Genomic DNA, 23,403 nt, shown 5'->3' with positions numbered 1-23,403 from the left:
TCACCAAAAGAAAAAATATGAACGCAATTTGGATAAAATTTTCGTTTTACATTTCCAATATTTCATAGGGGCATCGCAATCTCCCCACAAAAAATATCTATTTTCTTTATAAGCATTATTGTCTACATCTTTTGTTAATTTAGGAATATTTCTCTGATACTTATCAATAATAAAAGAAAAATATTTCCCAGTCTTTTTTATTTGTTCTTCTTTCAAAGGCATAAAGCAAGATTGTCCATTTCCTTCAGCACTATTTGAATAAAAGAAACTATCGTAACCAAGTTTTTCTGCCCATTCTTTAATCAAAAATGTGCTTTCTAACCAGACTAACTCTAATGTTCTCATTTTCTCAAAATCTTCACCAAGCTGTTTTGAACGATTTATTCTTTTTGAAAGTTCTTGATGAAAAACTTTGTCTGATTGCCTTTTGTCTAAAATATGATTAGACATCTGATTAGATGGAAAAACAGGTGGAAGAGCCAATCCCAAATATGGAGAATATTTCAATAAGTCTTTCTTCAATACATCAATAGAAGTCTTATCTATTTGCCCTGCATCAATTGCTTTAATGCCAACGCTCCCAATAGGATCATCTTGCCAGCAATCAATCAACTTTAATGGTTTCTTTACGTCTAAAATATATTCTTGAATCAGAAACTCATTAGCAAAATGGGAAAATTCAATAAAATAATCTTGAAGTCTCATTTCCCGTCCCATACTAGAAAAAATATTAACAACTAATAAAGTGTTTTTCTTATTTTTCGATATAACAGCTCTATTTTTATTAGAGAACATACTAGATATTCGCATCGCGCAAATTTCTGGAACGGTACTAAAATGCCCCAAAACGGGTATATTATCTGTAGATACAGAAGATTGGTAAACTTTCATAATATGAAGACAACTTAATTACTTTAATTTTTATAAACACTACCTATCGTAGACAGTTCTATATTATTTCCCACTCGATTACAAATAATTCTCGCTCCTCTGCTTTTTGGTTTAAGCTCTCACGCATTTTCTTTTTCAAGTGATCACGCTCTTCGTCAATCTCTTCTTCTTTATACTCTATCAAACGACGTTGTCTCTTACGTTCCCGTTTTAGATTGCCAATTTTTTCTTCTAAATCAATTTTTTCTTCTAAATCATCAGCTTCGGAAGATTGCCTTTCAGCATCTCGAATTTGTTTATCAAGACTTTCTAGCTCGCGTCCAAGATTGTTTTTTAAATCTTCTGCCCAACCATCAAGCTTAATTGTTTCTTGATTAAAATAGTTTAAATTTCTATTTTTAGCAATTTTCTGACAGTTTTCTCCTCGTATTTTTAAATCAGACTCAAATACTGGTAACGATATAATCCCAGGTAACACTATGGATTGAGCTGGTAATTTCAGCAGCTTTTCTGGATCATCGTCTTGCAAAAGCTCACCATTTTCTGTACACGCACTAACAATCAGCTGTTGCTCTGTTTGAACAGTGGATTGTAACGTGAGTAAGTGCACTGTAAGCTGCCCCTTTTTACCTCGATAAGATTCAAGCGTACTCACTTTCTTACCATAAGCATCGTAATCAAATTTTAGTTTAGCTGGTGGACATTGACGATTTCTAGCCTGTTCAATTACTGCTTGTGCGAGTGGATGACTTATACGATAAGTGTAAGCCTCAGCCCCTTGACTATCAGGTAAAACGTATCGTCCAAGTAAATCCGTTTTCCCTATTAGATAGTCTGGTAGCTGTTTGAGCGTGAAGCCCTCGCTATCAAACTCTGCATCATTTGCTAGTTCACTTTGAGTGAGCTGCATCAATAAACTGATATATTTATTTTTGATGTCATTTGTTTGATCACTAATACCTTGCAGACGTTTCTGCACTTCTTCATCAAAATGTTCGAGCAGTTTTTGTTTAGTTTCACGCATTTTTTCATCTATCATCTCTGCATTTTCATTTTGAAGTTTATCAAAGGCCGTCTGAATTTCTGCTTTAGTGCGGCAAGTCTGATATATCTCAACAATGCGCTTTTCAATATCAATACCAGACCCTATGCGCCCCAAAATTTCATCACTAGCACCAAAAACACCATCAAATAATTGAAATTTTTGAGCTAAAAGTTCATAAACTCGGCGATCTGCTTCATTCGTTTTGTCGATAAAATTGACAACGACAACATCATATTCCTGTCCATAACGATGGCAGCGTCCAATACGTTGTTCTACTCGCTGTGGATTCCAAGGCAAATCATAATTGACAATTAATGAACAGAATTGCAAGTTTATCCCTTCGCTTCCTGCTTCTGTTGCAATCATAATGGTTGCTTTTTCTTTAAAATATTCAACTAATGCTGCACGGGTATCTGCAGTTTTCGATCCCGTAATCTTATCCGATCCCTGATGCTTTTTAAGCCAGTCTTGGTAAATTTTCCTTGCTTCCTTACTATTATTATCGCCATTAAACAGAACTATCTCGTCCCCATTTTCACCACCATAAGGGCTATTTTTCAACAACTCAAAGAGATATTCTTGGGTTCTCTTAGATTCTGTAAAAATAATAGCTTTTTGAGGCGCATTTAATTCAGATAGTTTTATAAAGGCAGTTTCTAAGCTAGCTAATAATGCTTTCCCTTTTTCATCTTTATCAATTTGTTCTGCTAACTCAATGTAACGTCTTAATTCTTCAATTTCCTCTTGAATAATATTTTGAGCTTTTAGTGGAGAATTACTTTCTTGTTCATCTTCCCACTCCTCGGCAGTCTCATCAAAAGTTTCATAATCACCACTTATATCATCAATAAACCCATCTATATCTTCTGGCTCATCAAAGTCACCCAATGAATTTTCTAATCTTTTTATAATGGTACGAAAAGCTCCTGCTATTGCTCTTGGACTAGAGGCTAATTGTTTCCACAACACCATACGAATAAGATGCTTTTGTCTAGTGGGAATGGCATAGCTTTCATCTCGTCGTAAATACTCTCTCACTAAATCAGCAAAAGCCTGTTCATTTAGACTAGGCGTAAACTCTTGCACCATAGGAATCCGTTTAGTATAAGGTACATAAGTTGCAACATCTCTACGCAAAGTTCTTTGACAGAAACGTTGAATACGTTTTTTCAATTGTTCAAAATTGGTTCCACTCCTATTCGCAAATTTATTTTTAAAACTTTCTAAATCACCAAATATTTGCTCATCGATAATGCTAGAAAGCCCATAAAGCTCCAAAATTGAATTCTGTAAAGGTGTTGCTGTAAGTAAAACCTTTGATCGAACATGATTTAAAGCCTTCTTTAAGGTATTACTCAGTACATTCTTTTTCTGGTAAACATTACGTAAGCGATGGGCCTCGTCAATAATTGCTAAATCCCAAGGAATACTTTCAAGATCTTTATATTTACTTTTTGCAAATTGATAAGAACAGATAACAGGAATATTTTGTTCAAACGGCTTTTTTCCTTGATTTTTTAATTCATTGTAACTTTTAGTTTCTAATATAATACATTCAATACCAAACTTTTCTTGTAGTTCTTGATGCCATTGCTTACGCAAATTTGCTGGTGTAATAATTAATATTTTTCTTTTTCGTTCCGCAAAACGTTGAGCAATGACCAAACCCGCTTCAATGGTTTTACCCAATCCAACTTCATCTGCCAGCAAAACACCGCGAGACAAGGGATTTTGGCAAGCAAAAATTGCCGCATCAATTTGATGTGGATTAATATCAATTTTGGCATCAACTAAAGTTGCGCCAAAATCATCAACATTATTAGAAGCCGTTTGCTTACTTAGCTGCCAAGCTATATATTGGGATTGATGAGGAGTCAATTGCATTTTATATACCAAAAGAATAAGAATTAAGATTAATTATAACAACTAAGATACGGAAAAAAAGATAATTTATTGATTTGATTTTATATGCTGAAAAGTGGCGGAAGACAATGGGAGTCGAACCCACCCAAGATTGCTGGCAACCTTAACAGGATTTGAAGTCCTGCCGTTTCACCGGAAACGCCTATCTTCCGAAAGTGCGTTCACTTTAAAGGAAATCGGCTGATTATTCAAGGTGTTGCTAGGGAAATTTAATCAATACAGCACACTTGATAAGTTAGGGCTGAATTTTCAACAAAAAAACAGTATGATTAAGGCTAATTTTCCTAGAATGGCATAAATGAAAATAGGACAGCACTATGAACAGCCTATTCCAACAACTTCCTTCCATTGATAAATTGCTAAAGCAGCCTGAAATTGCGTCTTTGATCGCAGAATTTGGGCGTAGTGCGGTGGTAAAAATTTGCCGCAATTTGCTTGAAAATGCACGCACTGAAATAAAAAACACGCAAAAAATACCGCACTTTTTTCACAATAATTCCACGCTAATCGCGGAAATTCAAAAACAATTACAAGCCCAGCAGCAAGTGAAAATTCAGCCTGTGCATAACTTAACAGGCACCGTGCTGCATACTAATTTAGGACGTGCGTTGTGGGCGAATGCTGCGCAGCAAGCGGCGTTATTGGCGATGCAAGAGAATGTGGCATTGGAATATGATTTGGCGGAAGGCAAGCGTAGCCATCGAGATAATTATATTAGCGAATTATTATGTGAACTCACGGGGGCGGAAGCCGCTTGCGTGGTGAACAACAATGCAGCGGCAGTATTGCTGATGTTAGCCACCTTTGCGGCAGGCAAAGAAGTAGTGATTTCGCGTGGTGAACTCGTTGAGATTGGCGGTTCATTCCGTATTCCAGATATTATGCAGCAAGCAGGGTGTAAACTGGTGGAAGTGGGAACAACAAATCGCACCCATTTGGCGGATTATCGCCGTGCGATCAACGAAAATACCGCCTTTTTAATGAAAGTTCATAGCAGCAATTATCAAATTTGTGGCTTTACACATTCTGTCAGCGAAGCGGAATTAGCACAACTTGGCAAGGAAATGAATGTACCTGTGATGACGGATTTAGGCAGCGGTGCGTTAGTCGATCTCAGCCAATATGGCTTACCCGCTGAGCCTACTGTACAGGAAAAATGGCAGCTGGGTGTGGATTTAATCTCATTTTCTGGGGATAAATTACTAGGTGGCCCACAGGCTGGTATTATTGTTGGGAAAAAATATTTTATTGATCAATTACAATCTCACCCGCTAAAGCGGGCATTACGTTGCGATAAAGTGATTTTAGCGGGCTTAGAGGCGACCTTGCGTTTATATCTTCAGCCTGAAAAATTAGCGGAAAAACTCACCAGTTTGCATTTGCTCACGCAGCCTGTGTCGGCATTACGCCAACAGGCGGAAATACTCAAAGTGCGGTTGGAAAATCAGTTAAATTTTGCCTACACAATCCGCGTGGAAGAAAGCCAAGCACAGATTGGCAGCGGCGCGCAGCCTTTAGCGAAAATTCCCTCTGTGGCGGTAACCCTTGAAGAAAAAAACTCGCAAAAATTGACCGCACTTATCCAGCGCTTCAAACAACTTCCCCAACCAATTATTGGTCGCGTGGAACAAAATAAACTTTGGCTCGATTTGCGTAGCCTTGCCAATTTTGAGCGCCTACTAAATACCTTGGAGCAACTATGATTATTGTTACCTCAGGCCACGTTGATCACGGTAAAACCGCGTTACTACGGGCTTTAACAGGCACGAATGCCGATCGCCTACCTGAAGAAAAAAAGCGTGGAATGACCATTGATTTGGGCTATGCCTATTTGCCGTTGCAAGAGAAAACGCTTGGTTTTATTGATGTCCCCGGCCACGAAAAATTTCTTTCTAATATGCTCGCCGGCTTAGGTGGCGTAAATTACGCAATGTTGATTGTGGCGGCAGATGAAGGCATTCAACCACAAACAGCGGAACATTTAGCCATTTTGCGTTTATTGCATTTTGAGCAAATCATTGTAGTGCTGACGAAAGCGGATAAAGCCAGCGAATCTCAAATTAATAAAGTAAAACAATCGCTTATTCAGCAATATCCATTCTTGACAGAAAGCCCATTTTTTATTACTTCCGCCCAAACAGGACAAGGCATCGCAGAATTACAACATTATTTAGCCAATTTGCCTGAACTGGCAGACCGCAACAAACCTTTCCGTTATGCCATTGACCGAATTTTTACCATTAAAGGGGCTGGAACGGTGGTAACGGGTACGGCTTTTAGTGGACAGGTTGCAATCAATGATGAGCTTTATCTTTCCACAGGGCAAAAAGTACGCGTAAAGAATATCCACAGCCAAGATAGCCAAGCTGAGCTTGGTGAAGCTGGACAGCGCTTGGCGTTAAATATTCAAACCGAGGTTTCGAGAGAGGCGATTCAGCGTGGGGATTGGCTTTTTTCTCAACCGCCACGCTCGCCAACGGATAGGATTACCATTGAAGTCGAGGCTGCGCAAAACTTGCAAGAAAGCCAAGCAGTGCATATTTATCACGCGGCATCTCGCACCACGGGAAAACTCACATTATTACAAGCTAAACAGCTTGCCCCACAACAAAAAGCCTTGGCTGAGCTAATTTTGCAAGAACCGCTATTTTTAACCTATGGCGATAAATTAATTTTACGCACAGGCGATGCAAAATCCTTATTGGCGGGTGGTAAAGTGGTTGAAATCCATTCACCAAAACGTTATAAGCGAACCGAAGTGCGGTTGAATTTTTTGCAAAATTTACTCACCGCACAACATTCCGCTCAACGCTTAAGCTACTATTTACAGCATCGTCCTATGCAGTTGGCTGAATTAGCTTGGCTGGAACAAATGGAAGAAACCCAGCTCAACGCCTTGATTGCCGATAATCAGGAGCTGGCTTGGCAAGGTTGCGCGTTTAGCCAAGACTATCAACAAAGGCAATCCGATAGACTTATTGAAACCTTGGCAAATTATCATCAACAGCAGCCAGACCAGCTGGGATTAAGCAAAGCGCGTTTATATCGCATTGCGGCCATTAATCAGCCAGAAACCTTGATTTATCATTTTATTGAAAAGCTTTTGGAGCAAAATAAAATTCAGCAAACACGCGGCTGGTTACATCTTCCTGAGCATAAAATTCGTTTCACCGCAGAAGAACAAGCCTTATGGCAAAAAGTGCTAGCCCATTTTGAGCAGCAACAAGGACAAGCCCTTTGGGTACGCGATCTGGCTAATTTGCTCGATCTTGAAGAAAGTGAAATGCGTAACTTTCTCTACAAAGCAGGCAAACTAGGCTATCTCACCCCCATCGTGCGTGATCGTTTTATGCTCACCGAAACCCTTTATGCTTATGCTCGCTGGATCAAAGCATTTATTCTGCAACAGGGGGAGATTTCCGTTAATCAGCTGCGTGATGAATTGCAATGGGGCAGAAAAATGACGGTGCAATTAATGGAATATTTTGATCGATGCGGATTTTTACGCCGTAAAGGCAATGTGCATTTATTGCGCGATAGGGATTTGTTTGATTTGTAATGATAATAAAAATTGGCTTTAGCTATTTTATAGCTAAAGCCAATTTGGAACTAAAAAATATAGCGGTAAAAACCGCTATATTTTTATATATTATTCAGATGCTGAAGCTTCTTCAGCTGCTGGACGATCTACTAACTCAATGTATGCCATTGGTGCATTGTCCCCAGCACGGAAACCACATTTAAGGATACGGGTATATCCTCCAGCACGTTGTGCAAAACGTGGACCTAATTCGTTGAATAATTTCGCAACAGTTTCAATGTTACGTGTACGCGCAAAAGCTAAACGACGATTTGCAACACTGTCTTCTTTTGCTAATGTGATTAACGGCTCAACTACACGACGTAATTCTTTTGCTTTTGGCAATGTTGTCTTGATGATTTCATGACTAACTAATGCACTTGCTAAATTACGGAACAGCGCTTTACGATGGCTGCTATTACGGTTCAGTTGACGACCACTCTTACGATGGCGCATGATCTTATCCTTCTCAGAAAAATCTTAACCCAATGACCACTAATCTTCAGCAATACTTGCTGGTGGCCAATTTTCAAGGCGCATACCAAGTGATAAGCCACGAGAAGCTAGCACATCCTTAATTTCAGTAAGTGATTTCTTACCAAGATTAGGTGTTTTTAATAGCTCAACTTCTGTACGTTGTACTAGATCACCGATATAGTGAATTGTTTCTGCTTTCAAACAGTTAGCAGAACGAACTGTCAGCTCTAAGTCATCAACAGGACGTAAAAGAATCGGATCAAATTCCGGTTTTTCTTCCTTGACTTCAGGCTGACGAACATCTCGCAAATCAACGAATGCATCTAGTTGCTCTGCTAAAATTGTTGCTGCACGGCGAATCGATTCTTCCGGCTCAATAGTGCCATTTGTTTCAAGCTCAATAACTAATTTATCTAAATCAGTACGTTGTTCAACACGAGTCGCTTCTACATTATAAGCAATACGTTGAACAGGGCTATAACAAGCATCAACCAATAAACGACCAATAGGACGCTCTTCATCTTGGTTATGAGCACGTGAAGAAGCTGGCACATAACCTCGGCCACGCTGAACACGAATACGCATATCAATTGATGCGTTTTCGTCTGTTAGGTGGCAAATTACATGCTCAGGATTCACAATCTCAACATCACCATCATGGATAATGTCAGCTGCAACAACAGGGCCAATTCCAGATTTATGTAGTGTCAGAAATACGTTATCTTTATTCTGAACTTTAACCGCTAGGCCTTTTAGGTTAAGAAGCACTTCAAGAATATCTTCCTGAACACCTTCTTTACTACTATACTCATGTAAAACACCATCAATTTCTACTTCAGTTACAGCACAACCTGGCATTGAAGAAAGAAGAATTCGGCGTAATGCATTACCTAGAGTATGGCCAAAACCACGCTCTAACGGCTCTAAGATCACTTTAGCATGAGTTGGGCTAATTTGCTCAATATCAACTAAACGTGGTTTTAAAAATTCTGTAACAGAACCCTGCATTTTATCCTCTCTTTGCTACGAAGCTTTAACTATTATTTAGAATAAAGCTCTACGATCAGATGTTCGTTAATATCTGCTGATAAATCAGAACGTTCAGGAACACGTTTGAACACACCTTCCATTTTTGCAGAATCAACTTCTAACCAAGTTGGTTTTTCTCTTTGCTCTGCTAGTTCCAATGACGCTTTAATACGAGCTTGTTTCTTAGATTTTTCACGAATAGCTACAACATCATTAACTGAAACTTGGAATGATGGAATGTTAACAACACGACCATTCACAACTACTGATTTATGGCTCACTAATTGGCGAGCTTCAGCACGAGTAGCTGCAAATCCCATGCGATAAACAACGTTATCCAATCGACCTTCTAATAATACTAGTAAGTTTTCACCAGTATTACCTTTTAAACGGTTTGCTTCTTTATAGTAGTTACGGAATTGACGTTCTAAAATACCATAGATACGACGAACTTTTTGTTTTTCACGTAATTGACTACCATAGTCTGACAAACGCGGTTTACGAGCACCGTGTTGACCGGGTGCTGTATCAATTTTACATTTTGAATCAATCGCGCGTACTCCTGACTTAAGGAATAAGTCAGTACCTTCACGACGGCTTAGCTTGAGTTTTGGACCCAAATATCTTGCCATTTTCTTTCTCCAACTATCCTAATACGTCTTACACACGACGTTTTTTCGGTGGACGACAACCGTTATGTGGGATTGGGGTAACATCAGTGATGTTCGTGATACGGAAACCCGCTGCATTTAATGCACGGATTGTTGATTCACGACCAGGACCCGGCCCTTTTACCATAACTTCCAAGTTCTTTAAGCCAAATTCTTTGACCATTTCCGCACAACGCTCTGCCGCAACCTGCGCAGCGAACGGAGTTGATTTACGAGAACCACGGAAACCTGAACCACCTGCAGTAGCCCATGCTAGAGCATTACCTTGACGGTCAGTAATAGTAACGATTGTATTATTGAAAGATGCGTGAATGTGAGCAACGCCATCTACAACTTGTTTTTTTACACGTTTACGTGCACGAACTGGTGTTTTTGCCATTTAATTTACCCCGACTTATTTCTTGATCGGCTTACGTGGACCCTTACGGGTACGCGCATTAGTTTTAGTACGTTGACCACGCACCGGTAAGCTACGACGATGACGTAAACCACGATAACAACCTAAGTCTAATAGACGTTTAATGTTAAGTGTTACTTCACGACGTAAGTCACCTTCAACGGTAAATTTACCAACTTCGTCACGCAGTTTATCAATCTGCTCTTCAGACAATTCTCTGATCTTAACGTCTTCAGCAATTCCTGTTGCAGCACAAATAGCTTTTGCTCTAGTTTTGCCGATACCGTAAATTGAAGTTAATGCAATTACAGTATGTTTTTGATCAGGAATGTTAATGCCTGCAATACGGGCCACTATGCACTCCTATTATTTTAACTAAATTGATATACTGATCTTGAAAAGCCCGTTTTCAGGATACTCAAACAGTATATCAAGGACATAAATGAGCTGAGCATTATATATGCCCAGCTGGTTCTTTGCAAGAAAAATTATGAATTAACCTTGACGTTGTTTATGCTTAGGATCGCTGCACAATACACGTACAACACCTTCACGTTTAACAATTTTACAGTTACGACATAATCTCTTTACGGAAGCACGAACTTTCATTGCTTATCCCTTATCTATATGGCATTACTGCCCTAAACCTTTAAGGTTTGCTTTTTTCAGCGCAGATTCATATTTATTTGACATTAAATAACTTTGAATCTGAACGATGAAATCCATAATTACAACTACAACAATCAACAAAGAAGTTCCACCAAAATCAAAACGAACGTTCCAAGCTGATGTCATAATATAAGGAACTAAACATACAAACGTAATATATAGACCGCCAATTAAAGCTAAGCGAGTCATAATTTTATCAATATAACGTGATGTTTGTTCACCTGGTCTAATCCCTGGAATAAATGCACCAGATTTTTTCAAATTGTCTGCTGTTTCACGTGGATTAAATTGCATCGCAGTATAGAAAAAGCTGAAGAATATAATTGCGATAGCATAAACGATGAGATATAACGGCTGACCTGGATGCAATAGCATTGAAAGATCAGTTAGCCAATCAAAATTTGTTCCTTGTCCAAACCAAGAGGTTAATGTTGCTGGGAACAAAATTACACTTGAAGCAAAAATTGCCGGCATTACGCTTGCCATATTCACTTTCAGTGGAAGATGAGTAGTATGCCCACCTAAAATTTGACGACCTTGTTGACGTTTAGCATACTCAACTTTAATTCTACGTTGTCCTCTTTCAACAAAGACAACAAAGAAAACTACTGCAAAAACAATTACAGCGATTAACAGAAGCGCTAACAAATGTATTTGCCCTTGGCGAGCTTGTTCGATTGTTGCTCCTATCGCTGATGGTAATCCTGCAACAATACCAGCAAAAACAATTAAAGAGATACCATTACCAATACCGCGTTCTGTAATTTGCTCACCTAACCACATCAAGAACATTGAACCTGTTACTAAGCTAATTACCGCAGTAAAGTAGAAACCAAAACCTAAGTTTGGCACTAAACCTGGTAGCATATTTGGTAAACCAGTTGAAATACCAATTGCCTGAATAGTAGCAAGTACTAACGTTGAATAACGAGTGTACTTACTAATTTTACGGCGACCTGCTTCACCTTCTTTCTTTAATTCAGCTAATGCTGGATGAACCGTTGTCAGCAATTGAATGATAATAGATGCCGAAATATACGGCATAATACCTAATGCAAAAACTGACGCACGACTCAAGGCACCACCAGAAAACATATTGAACATATCAATGATGGTACCTTTTTGTTGCTCAAGCAATTGAGCTAAAACAGCTGCATCAATACCAGGAACCGGAATGAAAGAACCGATACGAAAAACAATAAGAGCGCCCAATACAAATAGTAATCGAGATCTTAGCTCTCCTGTTCCACCTTGTGTGGTTCTACTTTGATAACCTGGTTGTTTAGCCATTTATTAATTATTCCTCAACTGAACCGCCAGCTGCTTCAATCGCTGCTTTAGCGCCTTTAGTTACGCGTAAGCCACGAATAGTTACAGCACCTTTAACTTCGCCTGAAAGAATAACTTTTGCAAATTGAATATCTTTAGTTAATACATTAGCCACTTTTAAAGTGTCTAATGTTACAACATTACCTTCAACTTTTGCTAAATCATTCAAACGAACTTCCGCAGTTACCGCTGATTTCATTGAGGTAAAACCAAATTTTGGTAAACGACGATATAAAGGCATTTGACCACCTTCGAACCCGCGACGAACACCGCCACCAGTACGAGATTTCTGACCTTTATGACCACGACCACTTGTTTTACCTAAGCCTGAACCAATACCACGACCTAAGCGTTTTGCACTATGTTTAGCACCTTCAGCCGGAGATAGAGTATTTAAACGCATTCTCTTATTCCTCCACTTTAACCATATATGAAACTTGGTTAATCATTCCACGTACTGCAGGAGTATCGATTAACTCAACAGTATGGTGCATACGGCGAAGACCTAGTCCACGCAAGGTAGCTTTATGCTTCGGTAAACGAGCGATAGAACTACGAACTTGAGTTACTTTAATAGTTTTAGCCATTGTCCATTACCCCAAAATTTCATCAACGGTTTTACCACGTTTAGCGGCAACCATTTCTGGTGATTTCATATTTGCTAGTGCATCAATTGTTGCACGAACAACGTTAATTGGGTTAGTTGAACCGTATGCTTTAGAAAGAACGTTACGAACACCAGCAACCTCTAATACTGCACGCATTGCACCGCCTGCAATAATACCAGTACCTTCACTCGCAGGTTGCATAAATACGCGAGAACCTGTGTGAGTACCTTTAATTGGGTGTTGTAAAGTGCCTTCATTTAAAGCCACAGTAATCATATTGCGACGAGCTTTCTCCATCGCTTTTTGGATCGCTGCCGGAACTTCGCGCGCTTTACCATAACCAAAACCAATGCGACCGTTGCCATCACCAACCACTGTCAATGCAGTGAAACTCATGATGCGACCACCTTTAACTGTTTTTGATACACGGTTTACCGCGATTAGCTTCTCTTGCAGTTCACCAGCTTGTTTTTCGATGTTTGCCATCTAAAATTACCTCTATTAGAACTGTAGACCAGCTTCACGGGCAGCATCCGCTAAAGCTTGGACGCGACCATGATATTTAAAACCGGAACGGTCGAATGCTACGTCTTTGATGCCTTTTTCTAAGGCTCTTTCTGCAACAATTTTACCAACTACTGCAGCAGCATCTTTATTACCGGTATATTTAACTTGCTCACTGATTGCTTTCTCAACTGTAGAAGCAGCGGCAAGCACTTCTGAACCGTTTGGTGCGATTACTTGCGCATAGATATGGCGAGGAGTACGGTGAACTACTAAACGAGTTACACCTTGCTCTCTCATCATATGACGAGCGCGAGCTGCACGACGGATACGAGCTGATTTCTTATCCATAGTGTTACCTTAATTATTTCTTCTTAGCCTCTTTTGTACGTACAACTTCATCAGCGTAACGTACACCTTTACCTTTATAAGGCTCAGGACGGCGATAAGCACGAATATCTGCGGCTACTTGACCGATTAACTGTTTGTCTGCACTTTTCAGAACGATTTCTGTTTGTGATGGACATTCACCAGTAACGCCTGCAGGTAATGTATGCTCAACAGGGTGTGAAAAACCTAAACTTAATGCAACTACGTTGCCTTTCATTTGTGCTCTATAACCAACACCCACCAATTGTAACTTCTTAGTGAAGCCTTCAGTAACACCGATAACCATTGCATTAACTAATGCACGCGCTGTACCCGCTTGTGCGTCAGCACCAACCACGCCTTCACGAGGAGTGAAAGTTAATTCATTATTATCTTGTTTAACTTCAACTGAGTTATGAATAGTGCGAGATAACTCGCCATTCTTACCTTTAACTGTTAGTAGCTGTCCGTCAAGTTTTACCTCAACGCCGGCAGGAATACTAACAGGTGCTTTTGCAACACGAGACATTTTCCTACCTCTCTATTAAGCTACATAACAAATAACTTCACCGCCTAAGCCCTCTTGACGAGCTTTGCGATCAGTCATTACACCTTGAGATGTAGAAATTACAGCTACACCTAAACCACCCATAACTTTTGGTAATTCGTCTTTACGTTTATAAATACGAAGACCAGGACGGCTTACGCGTTGAATGCTTTCTACAACTGGTTTCCCTTGGAAATATTTTAAAGTGATTTCCAGTTCAGGTTTAGCACCTTCTAAAACTTTAACACTTTCAATATAACCTTCTTCAGCTAATACATTGGCAATTGCCACTTTTAGCTTGGATGAAGGCATACTGATCACAATTTTATTCGCAGCTTGACCGTTACGAATACGGGTCAACATATCTGCGATTGGATCTTGCATACTCATTGTGCTTTTACTCCGATTCCAAAATAAAGTAGTAAATTACCAACTTGCTTTTTTAAGGCCAGGGATTTCGCCACGCATTGCTGCTTCACGAACTTTAATACGGCTTAATCCAAACTTACGTAAGAAACCGTGTGGACGGCCAGTTTGGTTGCAACGGTTACGTTGGCGGCTAGGGCTTGAATCACGTGGTAAAGATTGTAGCTTTAACACGGCTGCCCAACGATCTTCATCTGATGCGTTTACATCAGAGATGATTTTTTTCAATTCCATACGTTTAGCATAGAATTTCTCAGCGAGTTTTACGCGTTTTACATCGCGTGCTTTCATTGATTGTTTAGCCATTTGTAACCTGCCTTATTTACGGAATGGGAAATTAAAGGCAGCCAATAGTGCTTGACCTTCTTCATCGCTGTTAGCAGTCGTTGTGATAGTGATATCTAAACCACGAACGCGATCTACTTTATCGTAGTCGATTTCTGGGAAGATAATTTGCTCACGCACACCCATACTGTAGTTACCACGACCATCAAATGATTTCGCGCTTAAACCGCGGAAGTCACGAATACGTGGAACAGCAATTGTAATTAAACGTTCAAAGAACTCCCACATACGCTCACCGCGTAGTGTTACTTTACAACCGATTGGATATCCCTGACGGATTTTAAAGCCTGCAACAGATTTGCGTGCTTTAGTAATTAAAGGTTTTTGACCGCTAATTGCTGCTAAATCCGCTACTGCGTTATCTAGCAATTTTTTATCGGTCAATGCTTCACCCACACCCATATTCAGGGTAATCTTTTCGATTCGTGGGACTTGCATGACAGACGAGTAGTTGAATTTCTCTTTCAATTCATTAACTACTTGATCTCTGTAGTAATCATGCAGTTTCGCCATCGCATTACTCCAGTTTTTGATTAAATAATTTCATTGTTAGATTTAAAGAAACGGACTTTTTTACCGTCTTCAAATCTAAAACCTACACGGTCAGCTTTGTTTGTTTTCGGGTTAAAAATTGCAACATTTGACGCATCAATTGGTGCTTCTTTTTTCACTAAACCACCTTCTTTTCCTAATGCAGGAACTGGTTTTTCATGTTTAGTGATAATGTTGATACCTTCAACAACAACTTTACCGTTTGGTAACACTTTAGTTACCTTACCACGTTTGCCTTTGCTTTTACCAGCAAGAACAATTACTTCATCATTTTGACGAATTTTTGCAGCCATTTCTTACTCCTTATAGTACTTCTGGTGCCAAAGAAATGATCTTCATAAACTTCTCAGAACGAAGTTCACGAGTCACAGGTCCAAAAATACGAGTACCGATTGGTTGCTCTGTGTTATTATTTAAAATTACACAAGCATTACCATCGAAGCGAATGACTGATCCATCTGGGCGACGAACACCCTTCTTGGTGCGCACAACAACTGCTTTTAATACATCACCTTTTTTAACTTTACCGCGTGGAATTGCTTCTTTCACAGTAATTTTGATGATATCACCAATAGCAGCGTAACGACGGTGCGATCCACCTAGAACCTTGATACACATTACACTGCGAGCGCCTGAGTTATCAGCAACGTCCAGCATAGTCTGTTCTTGGATCATCTTAGTACTCCGCTAAAATTAATAACACCCTTTCGGGACGAACCTATCCAAGCTATATGGATAGACTGCGAATTCTACTACAAACTCAAGACATAAATCAACAACAGTCTTCGTAAAAAATGGATTATTTTGACAAATTAATTTATCGTCAAAAATAATCCATTTTATTCATCTAATTTCTTTATCTAAACGCTATAAAACCTAATGTTTATACTCATAGCGCAAATAAAGTGCAGTTATTTTTCCGTAAGTTTTGGCTTAATAACTGCATAAATCACGCCTGTTAGCACCGCACCAATAGCAATTGCCGCTAAATACATTAATGGCTGAGTTACAAATGGAATCACGAATAAACCACCGTGTGGGGCTTGTAAGCCGATGGATAAGCCTAAAGAAATCGCGCCAGCCACTGCACCACCAATAATGCTTGATGCAATTACGCGCACAGGATCAGCCGCCACAAATGGCAATGCACCTTCAGAAATAAAGCATAAACCTAATACGAAAGAGGCTTTACCTGCATCACGTTGATTAGCAGTGAATTTTTTGCGTGCTAATAATGTAGCAATTGCCATTCCAATCGGTGGCACCATACCCGCTGCCATTACCGCAGCCATTGGGGTGTAAACGCCAGAAGCGATTAAACCTGTGCCGAAAGTATAAGCCGCTTTGTTCACTGGGCCGCCCATATCCACACACATCATCGCACCCAGCACCGCGCCTAATAACAACGCATTGCTTTGTCCCATTGTGTTGAGCCATTCCACTAATGCGTCCATTAAGCCTTTTACTGGTGGATTGATCAGATAAATCATCACCAAACCGACAATCGCAGAACCGAGCAATGGCAAAATTAAAATCGGTTTTAATGAACTTAAGCTGGCTGGTAATTGAATGGCTTGGTTTAAGAATTTCACCACATAACCTGCAAGCAAGCCGGCAATAATCCCGCCTAAAATCCCTGCACCTGCGGTGGTAGCGAGCATACCGCCAATTAAACCCACGGCTAATCCGGGACGATCAGCGATAGAAAACGCCACATAACCTGCGAACACGGCAATCATTAAGTGGAATGCTGCACCGCCACCAATATCCATCAAGGCTTTTGGTAAACCACCTGCAATATTCGGATCTTTAAAGGCTTCAATCCCAAACATAAAAGAAATAGCGATTAGCAAGCCCCCTGCGACCACCAATGGCAACATATGGGAAACCCCTGTCATCAGGTGTTTATACAAGCCTTTACGCTCACCCGTGCTTTCTTCGCTGACTTGTACTTTAGCTGCATTTGCCCCTGTGTAAATTTTCGCTTCTTTGAAGGCTTTTTCAAATTCTTGTGCTGTTTTCTTCAGCGCAAGCCCAGTGGAGGTGCGATACATCAGCTTGCCTTCAAACTTGCTTAAATCCACATCAATATCAGCAGCAATAAAAACAAGATCCGCATTCGCCACATCTTCAGGGGAAATGATATTGCTCGAACCCACTTGTCCACGGGTTTCCACTTTCACATTCCAGCCTTGCTTTTTGGCATATTCAGCAATGGCTTCCGCAGACATAAAAGTATGCGCCACGCCTGTTGGGCAAGCGGTAACTGCCACAATATTTTTCGTTTGATTAGAAAAATCTGGCGCATTTTGTACCGCACTTTTATTTTCCGCCCCATTTGAATTTTCCGCAGGCTGATATTCCACCGCTTCCGCCTGTGCCTGTTTCAAGGTCGCTTCTGGTGCATTAAAGGCGTTTTCCACCTCTGCCACAAACAGTTTTTTGCCTCGTAATGCGCTGTTATTTGGCGCACCACCTAAGGCGATCACTAAATCCGCTTGGTTAGCTTCTGCCACCACGTCATCGCCTTGCTGTTTTGCTGCCGCAGCCAGCACCTGTTTAATCAAAAAGGCTTTGGCATTGCCTAATTGTTGTGTGTTTGTCAAAAAAATCTTCATTGTTCTACCCTTTAATCACTGAAATTTCTACTTTTTCTAAGATTGGTGTTAATAACGCAGGATCACTCACGCCCACATTGCTTTGCGATACCGCAAAGGCAGACACCGCACTGGCAAACGCCAAGGTGTCTTGCTGTGAAAGTGATTTACTCAAGCCATAAATTAGCCCTGCCACCATCGAATCGCCCGCGCCCACGGTGCTAACCACTTGTTCACATTTTGGTGGCTTCGCTTGGATCACACCTTGTTCGCTTAACCACAAAGAACCGTCCGCGCCCATTGAAATAATCACATTAGCAATGCCTTGTGCGCGTAATTTTTCTGCGGCAGCGATGATGTCTTCTAGGGTTGGTAAGGAATGCCCTGCCCAAGCCTCAAGCTCACGATGATTGGGTTTCACTAGCCAAGGATTGGCGGATAACCCCGCACTGAGTGCTGCATTACTGCTGTCTAACACCACTTTTACGCCAGCTTGTTGTAGCTGTTTGAGCCAATCTGCAAAATCTGTTGGACTAACACCGCGCGGCAAGCTGCCACACACTGCGACAATGTCAAAATCTTTGCATAACAACAAGGATTGCTGCACAAAATTTTGCCAATCTTGTGGTGAAATTTCATAGCCTAGGAAATTGAGATCCGTAACATCGGCCTCTGTTTCGGTGATTTTCACGTTTATGCGAGTTTTACCCGCCACACGCTGAAAGCGATCTTCTAAGCCTAGCTCCGCAAACATTGTGTTGAAATCCCCTTGATTATCACGACCAAGGAAACCACTCACCGCTACATCAACGCCTAAATCTTTCAACACTTTTGCCACGTTGATGCCTTTGCCTGCAGGGAATAAGCCCAAGGTTTCCACCGTATTCACTTCACCCAGCTCAATACGTTTTAACCGCCCCACTAAATCATAGGCGGTATTTAACGTGATGGTTGCCACTTTTGCCATTATCAACTCCTACTCACCTAATCCTACTCACCCAAGCCAGCTTCAATCGCCGCACCAATGCCATCAAGGGCTTTTTGTGCTTCTTCACCAGTTGCTACGAAACGTAAACGATGTCCTTTCACCACACCAAGCGCCACTACTTTCATCAAACTTTTAGCGCTAACTAATTGGCTATCGCGATCCACATTTTGCACTGCTACTGAGGCGTTATATTTCTTCACTTCATTAACTAATACGGCGGCAGGGCGTGCGTGCAAACCGTGTTCGTTACGCACCACAAACACCGCTTCAACACTTTCGCTTGGATCTTGATTATCAAGTGCGGTGGTTTTTTCTGCAGTTTTTCCACTAGCTGTGTTACTTTCGCTAATCACTTCAATGTGATCTGGCTCTTTCGGCGATAAAGAGGACACTTCTTCCCCCAAGCCGTCCGCAATGGCTTTACCAATGGCTTCAATGGCTTGTTTGGCATCTTCACCCACCGCGCTAAAACGTAAACGATGTCCAAGAGTTGCGCCCAATGCCACGATTTTCATCAGGCTTTTAGCGCTAATGGCTTCACCGCCACGGGTGAGATTTTCCACCGTAATTTTTGAGGCGAATTTTTTCACTTCATTCACTAACACAGCCGAAGGGCGCGCGTGCAAGCCGTGTTCATTACGCACGGTGAATGTACCGATAACCGTGCCTGCATTTTCGCTACTGGTATTGGCAGGCGCTGGGCTTTCAACGCTCACCTCACCACCATTAAGTGCGGTCAAAATTTGCTGAGAATTTCCGTTTAATAAGGCTTGCTGCACGGAATTTTCTAGTAATCGTGCGAGTAGCTCATCAATTTGCTCATTCACGCAAGCCACCGTTAGCACGCCTTTCACTTCTTTATGATTATGCTGGAAAGCTTGCTTTGCGCGGCTGAACGCAAGGGCATTTTTCTCGTTGCCTTGCACCGAATCGGTAAGCCATAAGCCGCCGCCCAGTGGCAATGCAGGAGAGGCGATCACCTCTGCCACAAATTGATTATTCACCGCGCCTTGGTTTTGCAATTTGCCGGCATTAATCGCAATTAAAGTAAGCAGGCTTTCAGTATCCACATCAAGGCTCAGATCTTCGCTTTTCACTTCCAGCGTTTCTTCGCCCATTAAAATGGCACGGAATTTTTCTACCTCTTGTAATGTCGCCAATTTCGCCGCTTTTTCTTCATCGCCTAGCACTTGAGTAAGCTGACGCAGCAAGGTTAAATGCTCATCTGAACGGGCAGCAATGCCAATCACCACATAGGCTTTGTTGCCGTCGCCCCATTCAATCCCTTGTGGAAACTGAAACACTTGCACGCCCGTTTCTTTCACCATTGGACGTGTTTCCAACGTGCCGTGTGGAATGGCAATGCCGTTGCCTAAAAAGGTGGACGTTTGCGTTTCGCGCGCCAACATTCCTGCTAAATATCCTGCTTCCACATTGCCCGCTTGCTCAAGCGCTTGCGCCACCAATTCAATGGCTTGCTGTTTATTTTCGGCTTGTGCCGATAAGTGAATATTTTTTTCTGATAAGTTAAGCATTTTCCCTCCAGAATATTGGTTTGAATACCAAATGGCGTTGTGATACTAGCTCACTTCTTCGCAAAACCAATTTGGCGATACGTTTTACTGATGATTTGCTTAACGCTTTATTAAAACGCTTGCTGAACGTTAAGCAAAAACCTTTCAGCTTAAATAAAAAAAGAAAAGGTTACTGATTAAACATCAGTAACCTTACACATTATTTTCCTGTACAGACTTTCAACACTTGATCGCTACCTTCTGCGATATAACCTTCATCTAAGGAACGCGGCTGCCCTTTTTGTAGATCTCGCATTGCATCATAAATCCCTTGCGTTGCACTTGGCTGGCTGATTTGCGACCAACAATTTGCACTTAAGCGATTGAAATTATTCTGTAATTCAGACGCGAACACTACACCACTATAATAAGCATAAACTTGGCTATCCACGCCACCGCCTTGGTATAATTTCGCTTTCACTTCTTCAATCGGCACTAAAATACGGTTGAGATACCAATCATTCACGCCACTGGCAAAAGAATTCACATCATAATCTTCATTTACACGCCCTGAATAGGTTTGCACCGTTGCTGCATACGCAGAGGCATAGGATTTTTTATCGATTTTCTCTTTATCTAAATCGATCACTTTTTTCTCGTTGTCCATAAACGGCACATAAGAAGTCAAAGAAGAACACGCCACTAAAAAGGCACTTAACACTGAAATTGAAATAATTTTGAACATAACTTATCCGTTTTTTGTTAATCAGATTTTTCTTATTATACTGATTATAATTTGAATAAAAAGCCAAATTTCCGTGATTTTTTCACCGCACTTCGCTTTCTAAATCCGCCAGCGTATTAAAATTTTGGAAAGCCTCTTTCTGATCGCGAAAATCTACCGCAATCGCGCCATTTTCTCGCATAAACTGCAACATTCGCCGCTCACCGCTGTGTAAATAAGCAGCGAGCTTTTCCGCCAGCAAGGTGGAAACCAAACAAAATGTCGGGTGTTCACACTCACCATCGGTAGCATAAGTGAGTAAAACTGACGAATTTTCCCCCGCACTTTGACGATCTTGCAAAGATTGAAAAATGGGCTGCTGCAATTTTTCCAATAAATTCAAGGGTAAAAAGGGGCAATCACAAGGCACAAACAGCACAAAATCGCTCTCCGCCCGTTTTAGCCCCGTTAAAATGCCACTCAACGGCCCTTGAAAATCCGCCAATTCATCGGCAAACACGGGCAAACCAAGCTGCGCATAGCGCTCTTGATTGCGATTGGCATTCACCGCCACCTGCGCCACCTGATCTTTCAAGCGCTGATAACAATGCCACACCAACGGCTGCCCACGAAAAAGCTGCAACCCTTTATCCACACCACCCATTCGCCTTGCCCGACCACCAGCAAGAATCACTGCACTGATTTTCATTTGCCCTCACTTTGCTTTTTAGCCTATCAAATGGCCTTATTCTACTTGATAAATCCGCAAATAAAAAAGTGCGGTGGAAAAATTGTGCGTTTTTCTACCGCACTTATTAAAGTGCTTTTTTCCGCCAGCTTATTCCTTTCTCCCCGCAATTACAGTATTATTTAGCCCTTTATTATCCAAGGTAAGGAACTGTTATGAAATGTCATCGTCTAAATGAGGTGTTGGAATTGTTGCAACCTTATTGGTCGCAAGATCCTGATTTGAGCTTAACCCAGATTTTGCAGAAAATCGCTGATGAAGCGGGGTTTGATAAACCTGTGGCAGAATTAACGGACGAAGTGATTATCTATCATTTGAAAATGTATGGCACAGATAAGCACGAGCCGATCCCTGGGATTAAAAAAGATTATGAAGAAGATTTTAAAACTGCGTTGCTAAAAGCGCGTGGCATTATTGAATAAGGAAAGTTGTAATGAAAAAATTTCTTGTTGCCTTAGCATCATTATTTTTTGTAGCGAATGTACAAGCCGCGGATTTAACCGAAGGAAAACAATACATTGCGTTAAACACTGAACGCGCAGTTCAGCCTGAAGTGATTGAGTTTTTCTCTTTTTATTGCCCTCATTGTTATGCTTTTGAAATGGATTATCACATTCCTGAGAAAGTGAAAGCCGCCCTGCCTGAAGGCACAAAATTTAAGCAATATCACGTGAATTTCTTAGGTTTTCAATCAGAAAATCTCACTCGCGCTTGGGCATTAGCAATGGCCTTAGGCGTAGAAGAGAAAGTCAAAGCACCATTATTTGAAGCTGCGCAAACTGCGGTGAAAAATCGTGATCAAAGTGCGCCAAGTTTAGACGCGATTCGTCAAATTTTTATCGATAGCGGGGTAAGTGCAGAACAATTTGATGGCGGTATTAACAGCTTTGCGGTAACGGGTTTGTACAATCAGCAAGTGCAAGCGGCTGAGCGTTTTAATGTACACGGTGTGCCAGATTTCTATGTAAATGGTAAATATCGTGTGAACCCTGAAGGGCTATCGCACAGTGAAGAAGGTTTCATTCAAGATTATGTAGAAACCGTGAAAGCCTTGCTACAAAAGTAACAAATAAATTGCAAAACTAGGCAAAAATTGGTTTAATGCGTGCCGATTTTGAATTCGCAATATTGAGGATATTATGGCAGAAAGTTTTAGCGTAACGCGTCGCTTTTTTGACGATAAAAACTATCCCCGCGGTTTTGCTCGCCACGGTGATTATACAATCAAAGAATCCCAAGCTTTAGAGCAATATGGTCAGGCTTTCAAAGCCTTAGATAGTGGTGAGCGTGCGCCTGTAACAGAAGAAGAAAAAGCCTTTGTGGCATTTTGTCAAGGTGAGCGTCAGCCAGAAACCTTCTTTGAAAAAACGTGGAATAAATACCGCACTTTAACCAGCACCACAAAACGTGTTTATACTTTATCTGGTGTGGTAGCGGATAACCTAGAAGAGATGAGCAACGCGGATTAAT

The 23,403-nt window shown here is 40.9% G+C and carries 29 protein-coding genes and 1 tRNA gene; 5 read left to right on the top strand and 25 right to left on the bottom strand.

Going from position 1 to position 23,403, the window contains the following annotated elements; genetic code table 11:
- The 3 genes from DYC50_RS02785 to DYC50_RS10635 all read right to left on the bottom strand — a co-directional run bounded on the left by DYC50_RS02785 (position 1) and on the right by DYC50_RS10635 (position 4,010).
- Positions 1–891: a hypothetical protein gene (locus DYC50_RS02785; RefSeq protein ID WP_115248914.1), complete on the bottom strand. Its 891-nt coding sequence runs from the start codon at positions 889–891 to the stop codon at positions 1–3.
- Between the two features lie 58 nt (positions 892–949).
- A complete protein-coding gene (locus DYC50_RS02780; protein ID WP_115248913.1) occupies positions 950–3,820 on the bottom strand; it encodes an SNF2-related protein in 2,871 nt (956 codons plus the stop codon).
- A gap of 95 nt (positions 3,821–3,915) precedes the next feature.
- Positions 3,916–4,010, bottom strand: a tRNA-Sec gene (locus tag DYC50_RS10635).
- A gap of 166 nt (positions 4,011–4,176) precedes the next feature.
- Between DYC50_RS10635 and selA the strand changes: the two genes are divergently transcribed.
- Positions 4,177–5,562 carry an L-seryl-tRNA(Sec) selenium transferase gene (gene selA / locus DYC50_RS02775; RefSeq protein WP_115248912.1) on the top strand — a complete coding sequence of 462 codons (1,386 nt, stop codon included), beginning with the start codon at positions 4,177–4,179 and terminating at the stop codon, positions 5,560–5,562.
- Positions 5,559–7,418 (top strand): selenocysteine-specific translation elongation factor, encoded by a 1,860-nt coding sequence (gene selB, locus DYC50_RS02770; RefSeq protein ID WP_115248911.1) that lies wholly within the window; start codon positions 5,559–5,561, stop codon positions 7,416–7,418. The genes selA and selB overlap by 4 nt, the downstream gene beginning before the upstream one ends.
- Before the next feature lie 90 nt (positions 7,419–7,508).
- On the opposite strand, the gene rplQ is transcribed toward selB, so the two are convergent.
- From rplQ to mobA, 22 genes are all read right to left on the bottom strand, one after another.
- Positions 7,509–7,895: a 50S ribosomal protein L17 gene (gene rplQ / locus DYC50_RS02765; RefSeq protein ID WP_115248910.1), complete on the bottom strand. Its 387-nt coding sequence runs from the start codon at positions 7,893–7,895 to the stop codon at positions 7,509–7,511.
- Positions 7,896–7,934: 39 nt separating this feature from the next.
- Positions 7,935–8,924 carry a DNA-directed RNA polymerase subunit alpha gene (locus tag DYC50_RS02760; protein ID WP_115248909.1) on the bottom strand — a complete coding sequence of 330 codons (990 nt, stop codon included), beginning with the start codon at positions 8,922–8,924 and terminating at the stop codon, positions 7,935–7,937.
- 32 nt (positions 8,925–8,956) lie between these two features.
- The gene (gene rpsD / locus DYC50_RS02755) at positions 8,957–9,577 is read right to left on the bottom strand and encodes a 30S ribosomal protein S4 (RefSeq protein ID WP_115248908.1); all 621 of its coding nucleotides are present in this window, start codon (positions 9,575–9,577) and stop codon (positions 8,957–8,959) included.
- A gap of 28 nt (positions 9,578–9,605) precedes the next feature.
- On the bottom strand, positions 9,606–9,995 hold the full coding sequence (gene rpsK, locus DYC50_RS02750; protein ID WP_012072238.1) for a 30S ribosomal protein S11: 390 nt from the start codon (positions 9,993–9,995) through the stop codon (positions 9,606–9,608).
- A 15-nt stretch (positions 9,996–10,010) separates the two neighbouring features.
- Positions 10,011–10,367: a 30S ribosomal protein S13 gene (gene rpsM / locus DYC50_RS02745; protein ID WP_017805524.1), complete on the bottom strand. Its 357-nt coding sequence runs from the start codon at positions 10,365–10,367 to the stop codon at positions 10,011–10,013.
- A 141-nt stretch (positions 10,368–10,508) separates the two neighbouring features.
- On the bottom strand, positions 10,509–10,622 hold the full coding sequence (rpmJ, locus tag DYC50_RS02740) for a 50S ribosomal protein L36 (protein WP_115248907.1): 114 nt from the start codon (positions 10,620–10,622) through the stop codon (positions 10,509–10,511).
- Between the two features lie 24 nt (positions 10,623–10,646).
- Positions 10,647–11,972: a preprotein translocase subunit SecY gene (secY, locus tag DYC50_RS02735; RefSeq protein ID WP_115248906.1), complete on the bottom strand. Its 1,326-nt coding sequence runs from the start codon at positions 11,970–11,972 to the stop codon at positions 10,647–10,649.
- Positions 11,973–11,979: 7 nt separating this feature from the next.
- Positions 11,980–12,414 carry a 50S ribosomal protein L15 gene (rplO, locus tag DYC50_RS02730; protein WP_115248905.1) on the bottom strand — a complete coding sequence of 145 codons (435 nt, stop codon included), beginning with the start codon at positions 12,412–12,414 and terminating at the stop codon, positions 11,980–11,982.
- Between the two features lie 4 nt (positions 12,415–12,418).
- Positions 12,419–12,598, bottom strand: a complete 180-nt coding sequence (rpmD, locus tag DYC50_RS02725; RefSeq protein WP_103854522.1) for a 50S ribosomal protein L30 — start codon at positions 12,596–12,598, stop codon at positions 12,419–12,421.
- 6 nt (positions 12,599–12,604) lie between these two features.
- Positions 12,605–13,105, bottom strand: a complete 501-nt coding sequence (gene rpsE, locus DYC50_RS02720) for a 30S ribosomal protein S5 (RefSeq protein ID WP_103854523.1) — start codon at positions 13,103–13,105, stop codon at positions 12,605–12,607.
- Between the two features lie 15 nt (positions 13,106–13,120).
- Positions 13,121–13,474, bottom strand: coding sequence for a 50S ribosomal protein L18 (gene rplR / locus DYC50_RS02715; protein ID WP_017805529.1), 354 nt, complete (start codon positions 13,472–13,474; stop codon positions 13,121–13,123).
- Positions 13,475–13,487: 13 nt separating this feature from the next.
- Complete coding sequence (rplF, locus tag DYC50_RS02710) at positions 13,488–14,021, bottom strand: 50S ribosomal protein L6 (RefSeq protein WP_115248904.1); 534 nt, start codon at positions 14,019–14,021, stop codon at positions 13,488–13,490.
- Positions 14,022–14,036: 15 nt separating this feature from the next.
- On the bottom strand, positions 14,037–14,429 hold the full coding sequence (rpsH, locus tag DYC50_RS02705; RefSeq protein ID WP_115248903.1) for a 30S ribosomal protein S8: 393 nt from the start codon (positions 14,427–14,429) through the stop codon (positions 14,037–14,039).
- A 36-nt stretch (positions 14,430–14,465) separates the two neighbouring features.
- Positions 14,466–14,771, bottom strand: a complete 306-nt coding sequence (gene rpsN / locus DYC50_RS02700) for a 30S ribosomal protein S14 (protein ID WP_103854526.1) — start codon at positions 14,769–14,771, stop codon at positions 14,466–14,468.
- Between the two features lie 12 nt (positions 14,772–14,783).
- On the bottom strand, positions 14,784–15,323 hold the full coding sequence (gene rplE, locus DYC50_RS02695) for a 50S ribosomal protein L5 (protein WP_115248902.1): 540 nt from the start codon (positions 15,321–15,323) through the stop codon (positions 14,784–14,786).
- Between the two features lie 20 nt (positions 15,324–15,343).
- Positions 15,344–15,655, bottom strand: a complete 312-nt coding sequence (gene rplX, locus DYC50_RS02690; protein ID WP_103855457.1) for a 50S ribosomal protein L24 — start codon at positions 15,653–15,655, stop codon at positions 15,344–15,346.
- 10 nt (positions 15,656–15,665) lie between these two features.
- Complete coding sequence (gene rplN / locus DYC50_RS02685; protein WP_005548786.1) at positions 15,666–16,037, bottom strand: 50S ribosomal protein L14; 372 nt, start codon at positions 16,035–16,037, stop codon at positions 15,666–15,668.
- Positions 16,038–16,273: 236 nt separating this feature from the next.
- On the bottom strand, positions 16,274–17,980 hold the full coding sequence (locus DYC50_RS02680) for a fructose-specific PTS transporter subunit EIIC (RefSeq protein ID WP_115248901.1): 1,707 nt from the start codon (positions 17,978–17,980) through the stop codon (positions 16,274–16,276).
- 4 nt (positions 17,981–17,984) lie between these two features.
- Complete coding sequence (gene fruK, locus DYC50_RS02675) at positions 17,985–18,926, bottom strand: 1-phosphofructokinase (protein WP_115248900.1); 942 nt, start codon at positions 18,924–18,926, stop codon at positions 17,985–17,987.
- A 23-nt stretch (positions 18,927–18,949) separates the two neighbouring features.
- The gene (gene fruB, locus DYC50_RS02670) at positions 18,950–20,482 is read right to left on the bottom strand and encodes a fused PTS fructose transporter subunit IIA/HPr protein (protein ID WP_115248899.1); all 1,533 of its coding nucleotides are present in this window, start codon (positions 20,480–20,482) and stop codon (positions 18,950–18,952) included.
- A 199-nt stretch (positions 20,483–20,681) separates the two neighbouring features.
- Positions 20,682–21,206, bottom strand: a complete 525-nt coding sequence (locus tag DYC50_RS02665; RefSeq protein ID WP_103855911.1) for a hypothetical protein — start codon at positions 21,204–21,206, stop codon at positions 20,682–20,684.
- Positions 21,207–21,288: 82 nt separating this feature from the next.
- On the bottom strand, positions 21,289–21,894 hold the full coding sequence (gene mobA, locus DYC50_RS02660; RefSeq protein WP_115248898.1) for a molybdenum cofactor guanylyltransferase MobA: 606 nt from the start codon (positions 21,892–21,894) through the stop codon (positions 21,289–21,291).
- 194 nt (positions 21,895–22,088) lie between these two features.
- Here mobA and DYC50_RS02655 point away from each other — a divergent pair, with 194 nt between their 5' ends.
- The 3 genes from DYC50_RS02655 (at position 22,089) to DYC50_RS02645 (ending at position 23,402) form a co-directional block, all read left to right on the top strand.
- Positions 22,089–22,355 carry a YihD family protein gene (locus tag DYC50_RS02655; protein ID WP_103853621.1) on the top strand — a complete coding sequence of 89 codons (267 nt, stop codon included), beginning with the start codon at positions 22,089–22,091 and terminating at the stop codon, positions 22,353–22,355.
- Positions 22,356–22,366: 11 nt separating this feature from the next.
- Positions 22,367–22,999 (top strand): thiol:disulfide interchange protein DsbA, encoded by a 633-nt coding sequence (gene dsbA, locus DYC50_RS02650; RefSeq protein WP_103854735.1) that lies wholly within the window; start codon positions 22,367–22,369, stop codon positions 22,997–22,999.
- A gap of 73 nt (positions 23,000–23,072) precedes the next feature.
- A complete protein-coding gene (locus tag DYC50_RS02645) occupies positions 23,073–23,402 on the top strand; it encodes a MaoP family protein (RefSeq protein WP_115248897.1) in 330 nt (109 codons plus the stop codon).
- The last annotated feature ends 1 nt before the right edge of the window (position 23,403 follow it).

The organism is Avibacterium avium, assembly GCF_900454535.1.
GTDB classification, from domain to species: domain Bacteria; phylum Pseudomonadota; class Gammaproteobacteria; order Enterobacterales; family Pasteurellaceae; genus Avibacterium; species Avibacterium avium.
The sequence above is the reverse complement of the archived record's forward strand: the minus strand, read 5'-3'. Positions and strand labels throughout refer to the sequence as shown.

Coding starts and splice junctions, on each gene's coding strand:
- DYC50_RS02785 (WP_115248914.1), bottom strand. CDS start 891: ATGAAAGTTTACCAATCTTCTGTATCTACAGATAATATACCCGTTTTG.
- DYC50_RS02780 (WP_115248913.1), bottom strand. CDS start 3,820: ATGCAATTGACTCCTCATCAATCCCAATATATAGCTTGGCAGCTAAGT.
- selA (WP_115248912.1), top strand. CDS start 4,177: ATGAACAGCCTATTCCAACAACTTCCTTCCATTGATAAATTGCTAAAG.
- selB (WP_115248911.1), top strand. CDS start 5,559: ATGATTATTGTTACCTCAGGCCACGTTGATCACGGTAAAACCGCGTTA.
- rplQ (WP_115248910.1), bottom strand. CDS start 7,895: ATGCGCCATCGTAAGAGTGGTCGTCAACTGAACCGTAATAGCAGCCAT.
- DYC50_RS02760 (WP_115248909.1), bottom strand. CDS start 8,924: ATGCAGGGTTCTGTTACAGAATTTTTAAAACCACGTTTAGTTGATATT.
- rpsD (WP_115248908.1), bottom strand. CDS start 9,577: ATGGCAAGATATTTGGGTCCAAAACTCAAGCTAAGCCGTCGTGAAGGT.
- rpsK (WP_012072238.1), bottom strand. CDS start 9,995: ATGGCAAAAACACCAGTTCGTGCACGTAAACGTGTAAAAAAACAAGTT.
- rpmJ (WP_115248907.1), bottom strand. CDS start 10,622: ATGAAAGTTCGTGCTTCCGTAAAGAGATTATGTCGTAACTGTAAAATT.
- secY (WP_115248906.1), bottom strand. CDS start 11,972: ATGGCTAAACAACCAGGTTATCAAAGTAGAACCACACAAGGTGGAACA.
- rplO (WP_115248905.1), bottom strand. CDS start 12,414: ATGCGTTTAAATACTCTATCTCCGGCTGAAGGTGCTAAACATAGTGCA.
- rpmD (WP_103854522.1), bottom strand. CDS start 12,598: ATGGCTAAAACTATTAAAGTAACTCAAGTTCGTAGTTCTATCGCTCGT.
- rpsE (WP_103854523.1), bottom strand. CDS start 13,105: ATGGCAAACATCGAAAAACAAGCTGGTGAACTGCAAGAGAAGCTAATC.
- rplR (WP_017805529.1), bottom strand. CDS start 13,474: ATGGATAAGAAATCAGCTCGTATCCGTCGTGCAGCTCGCGCTCGTCAT.
- rplF (WP_115248904.1), bottom strand. CDS start 14,021: ATGTCTCGTGTTGCAAAAGCACCTGTTAGTATTCCTGCCGGCGTTGAG.
- rpsH (WP_115248903.1), bottom strand. CDS start 14,429: ATGAGTATGCAAGATCCAATCGCAGATATGTTGACCCGTATTCGTAAC.
- rpsN (WP_103854526.1), bottom strand. CDS start 14,771: ATGGCTAAACAATCAATGAAAGCACGCGATGTAAAACGCGTAAAACTC.
- rplE (WP_115248902.1), bottom strand. CDS start 15,323: ATGGCGAAACTGCATGATTACTACAGAGATCAAGTAGTTAATGAATTG.
- rplX (WP_103855457.1), bottom strand. CDS start 15,655: ATGGCTGCAAAAATTCGTCAAAATGATGAAGTAATTGTTCTTGCTGGT.
- rplN (WP_005548786.1), bottom strand. CDS start 16,037: ATGATCCAAGAACAGACTATGCTGGACGTTGCTGATAACTCAGGCGCT.
- DYC50_RS02680 (WP_115248901.1), bottom strand. CDS start 17,980: ATGAAGATTTTTTTGACAAACACACAACAATTAGGCAATGCCAAAGCC.
- fruK (WP_115248900.1), bottom strand. CDS start 18,926: ATGGCAAAAGTGGCAACCATCACGTTAAATACCGCCTATGATTTAGTG.
- fruB (WP_115248899.1), bottom strand. CDS start 20,482: ATGCTTAACTTATCAGAAAAAAATATTCACTTATCGGCACAAGCCGAA.
- DYC50_RS02665 (WP_103855911.1), bottom strand. CDS start 21,206: ATGTTCAAAATTATTTCAATTTCAGTGTTAAGTGCCTTTTTAGTGGCG.
- mobA (WP_115248898.1), bottom strand. CDS start 21,894: ATGAAAATCAGTGCAGTGATTCTTGCTGGTGGTCGGGCAAGGCGAATG.
- DYC50_RS02655 (WP_103853621.1), top strand. CDS start 22,089: ATGAAATGTCATCGTCTAAATGAGGTGTTGGAATTGTTGCAACCTTAT.
- dsbA (WP_103854735.1), top strand. CDS start 22,367: ATGAAAAAATTTCTTGTTGCCTTAGCATCATTATTTTTTGTAGCGAAT.
- DYC50_RS02645 (WP_115248897.1), top strand. CDS start 23,073: ATGGCAGAAAGTTTTAGCGTAACGCGTCGCTTTTTTGACGATAAAAAC.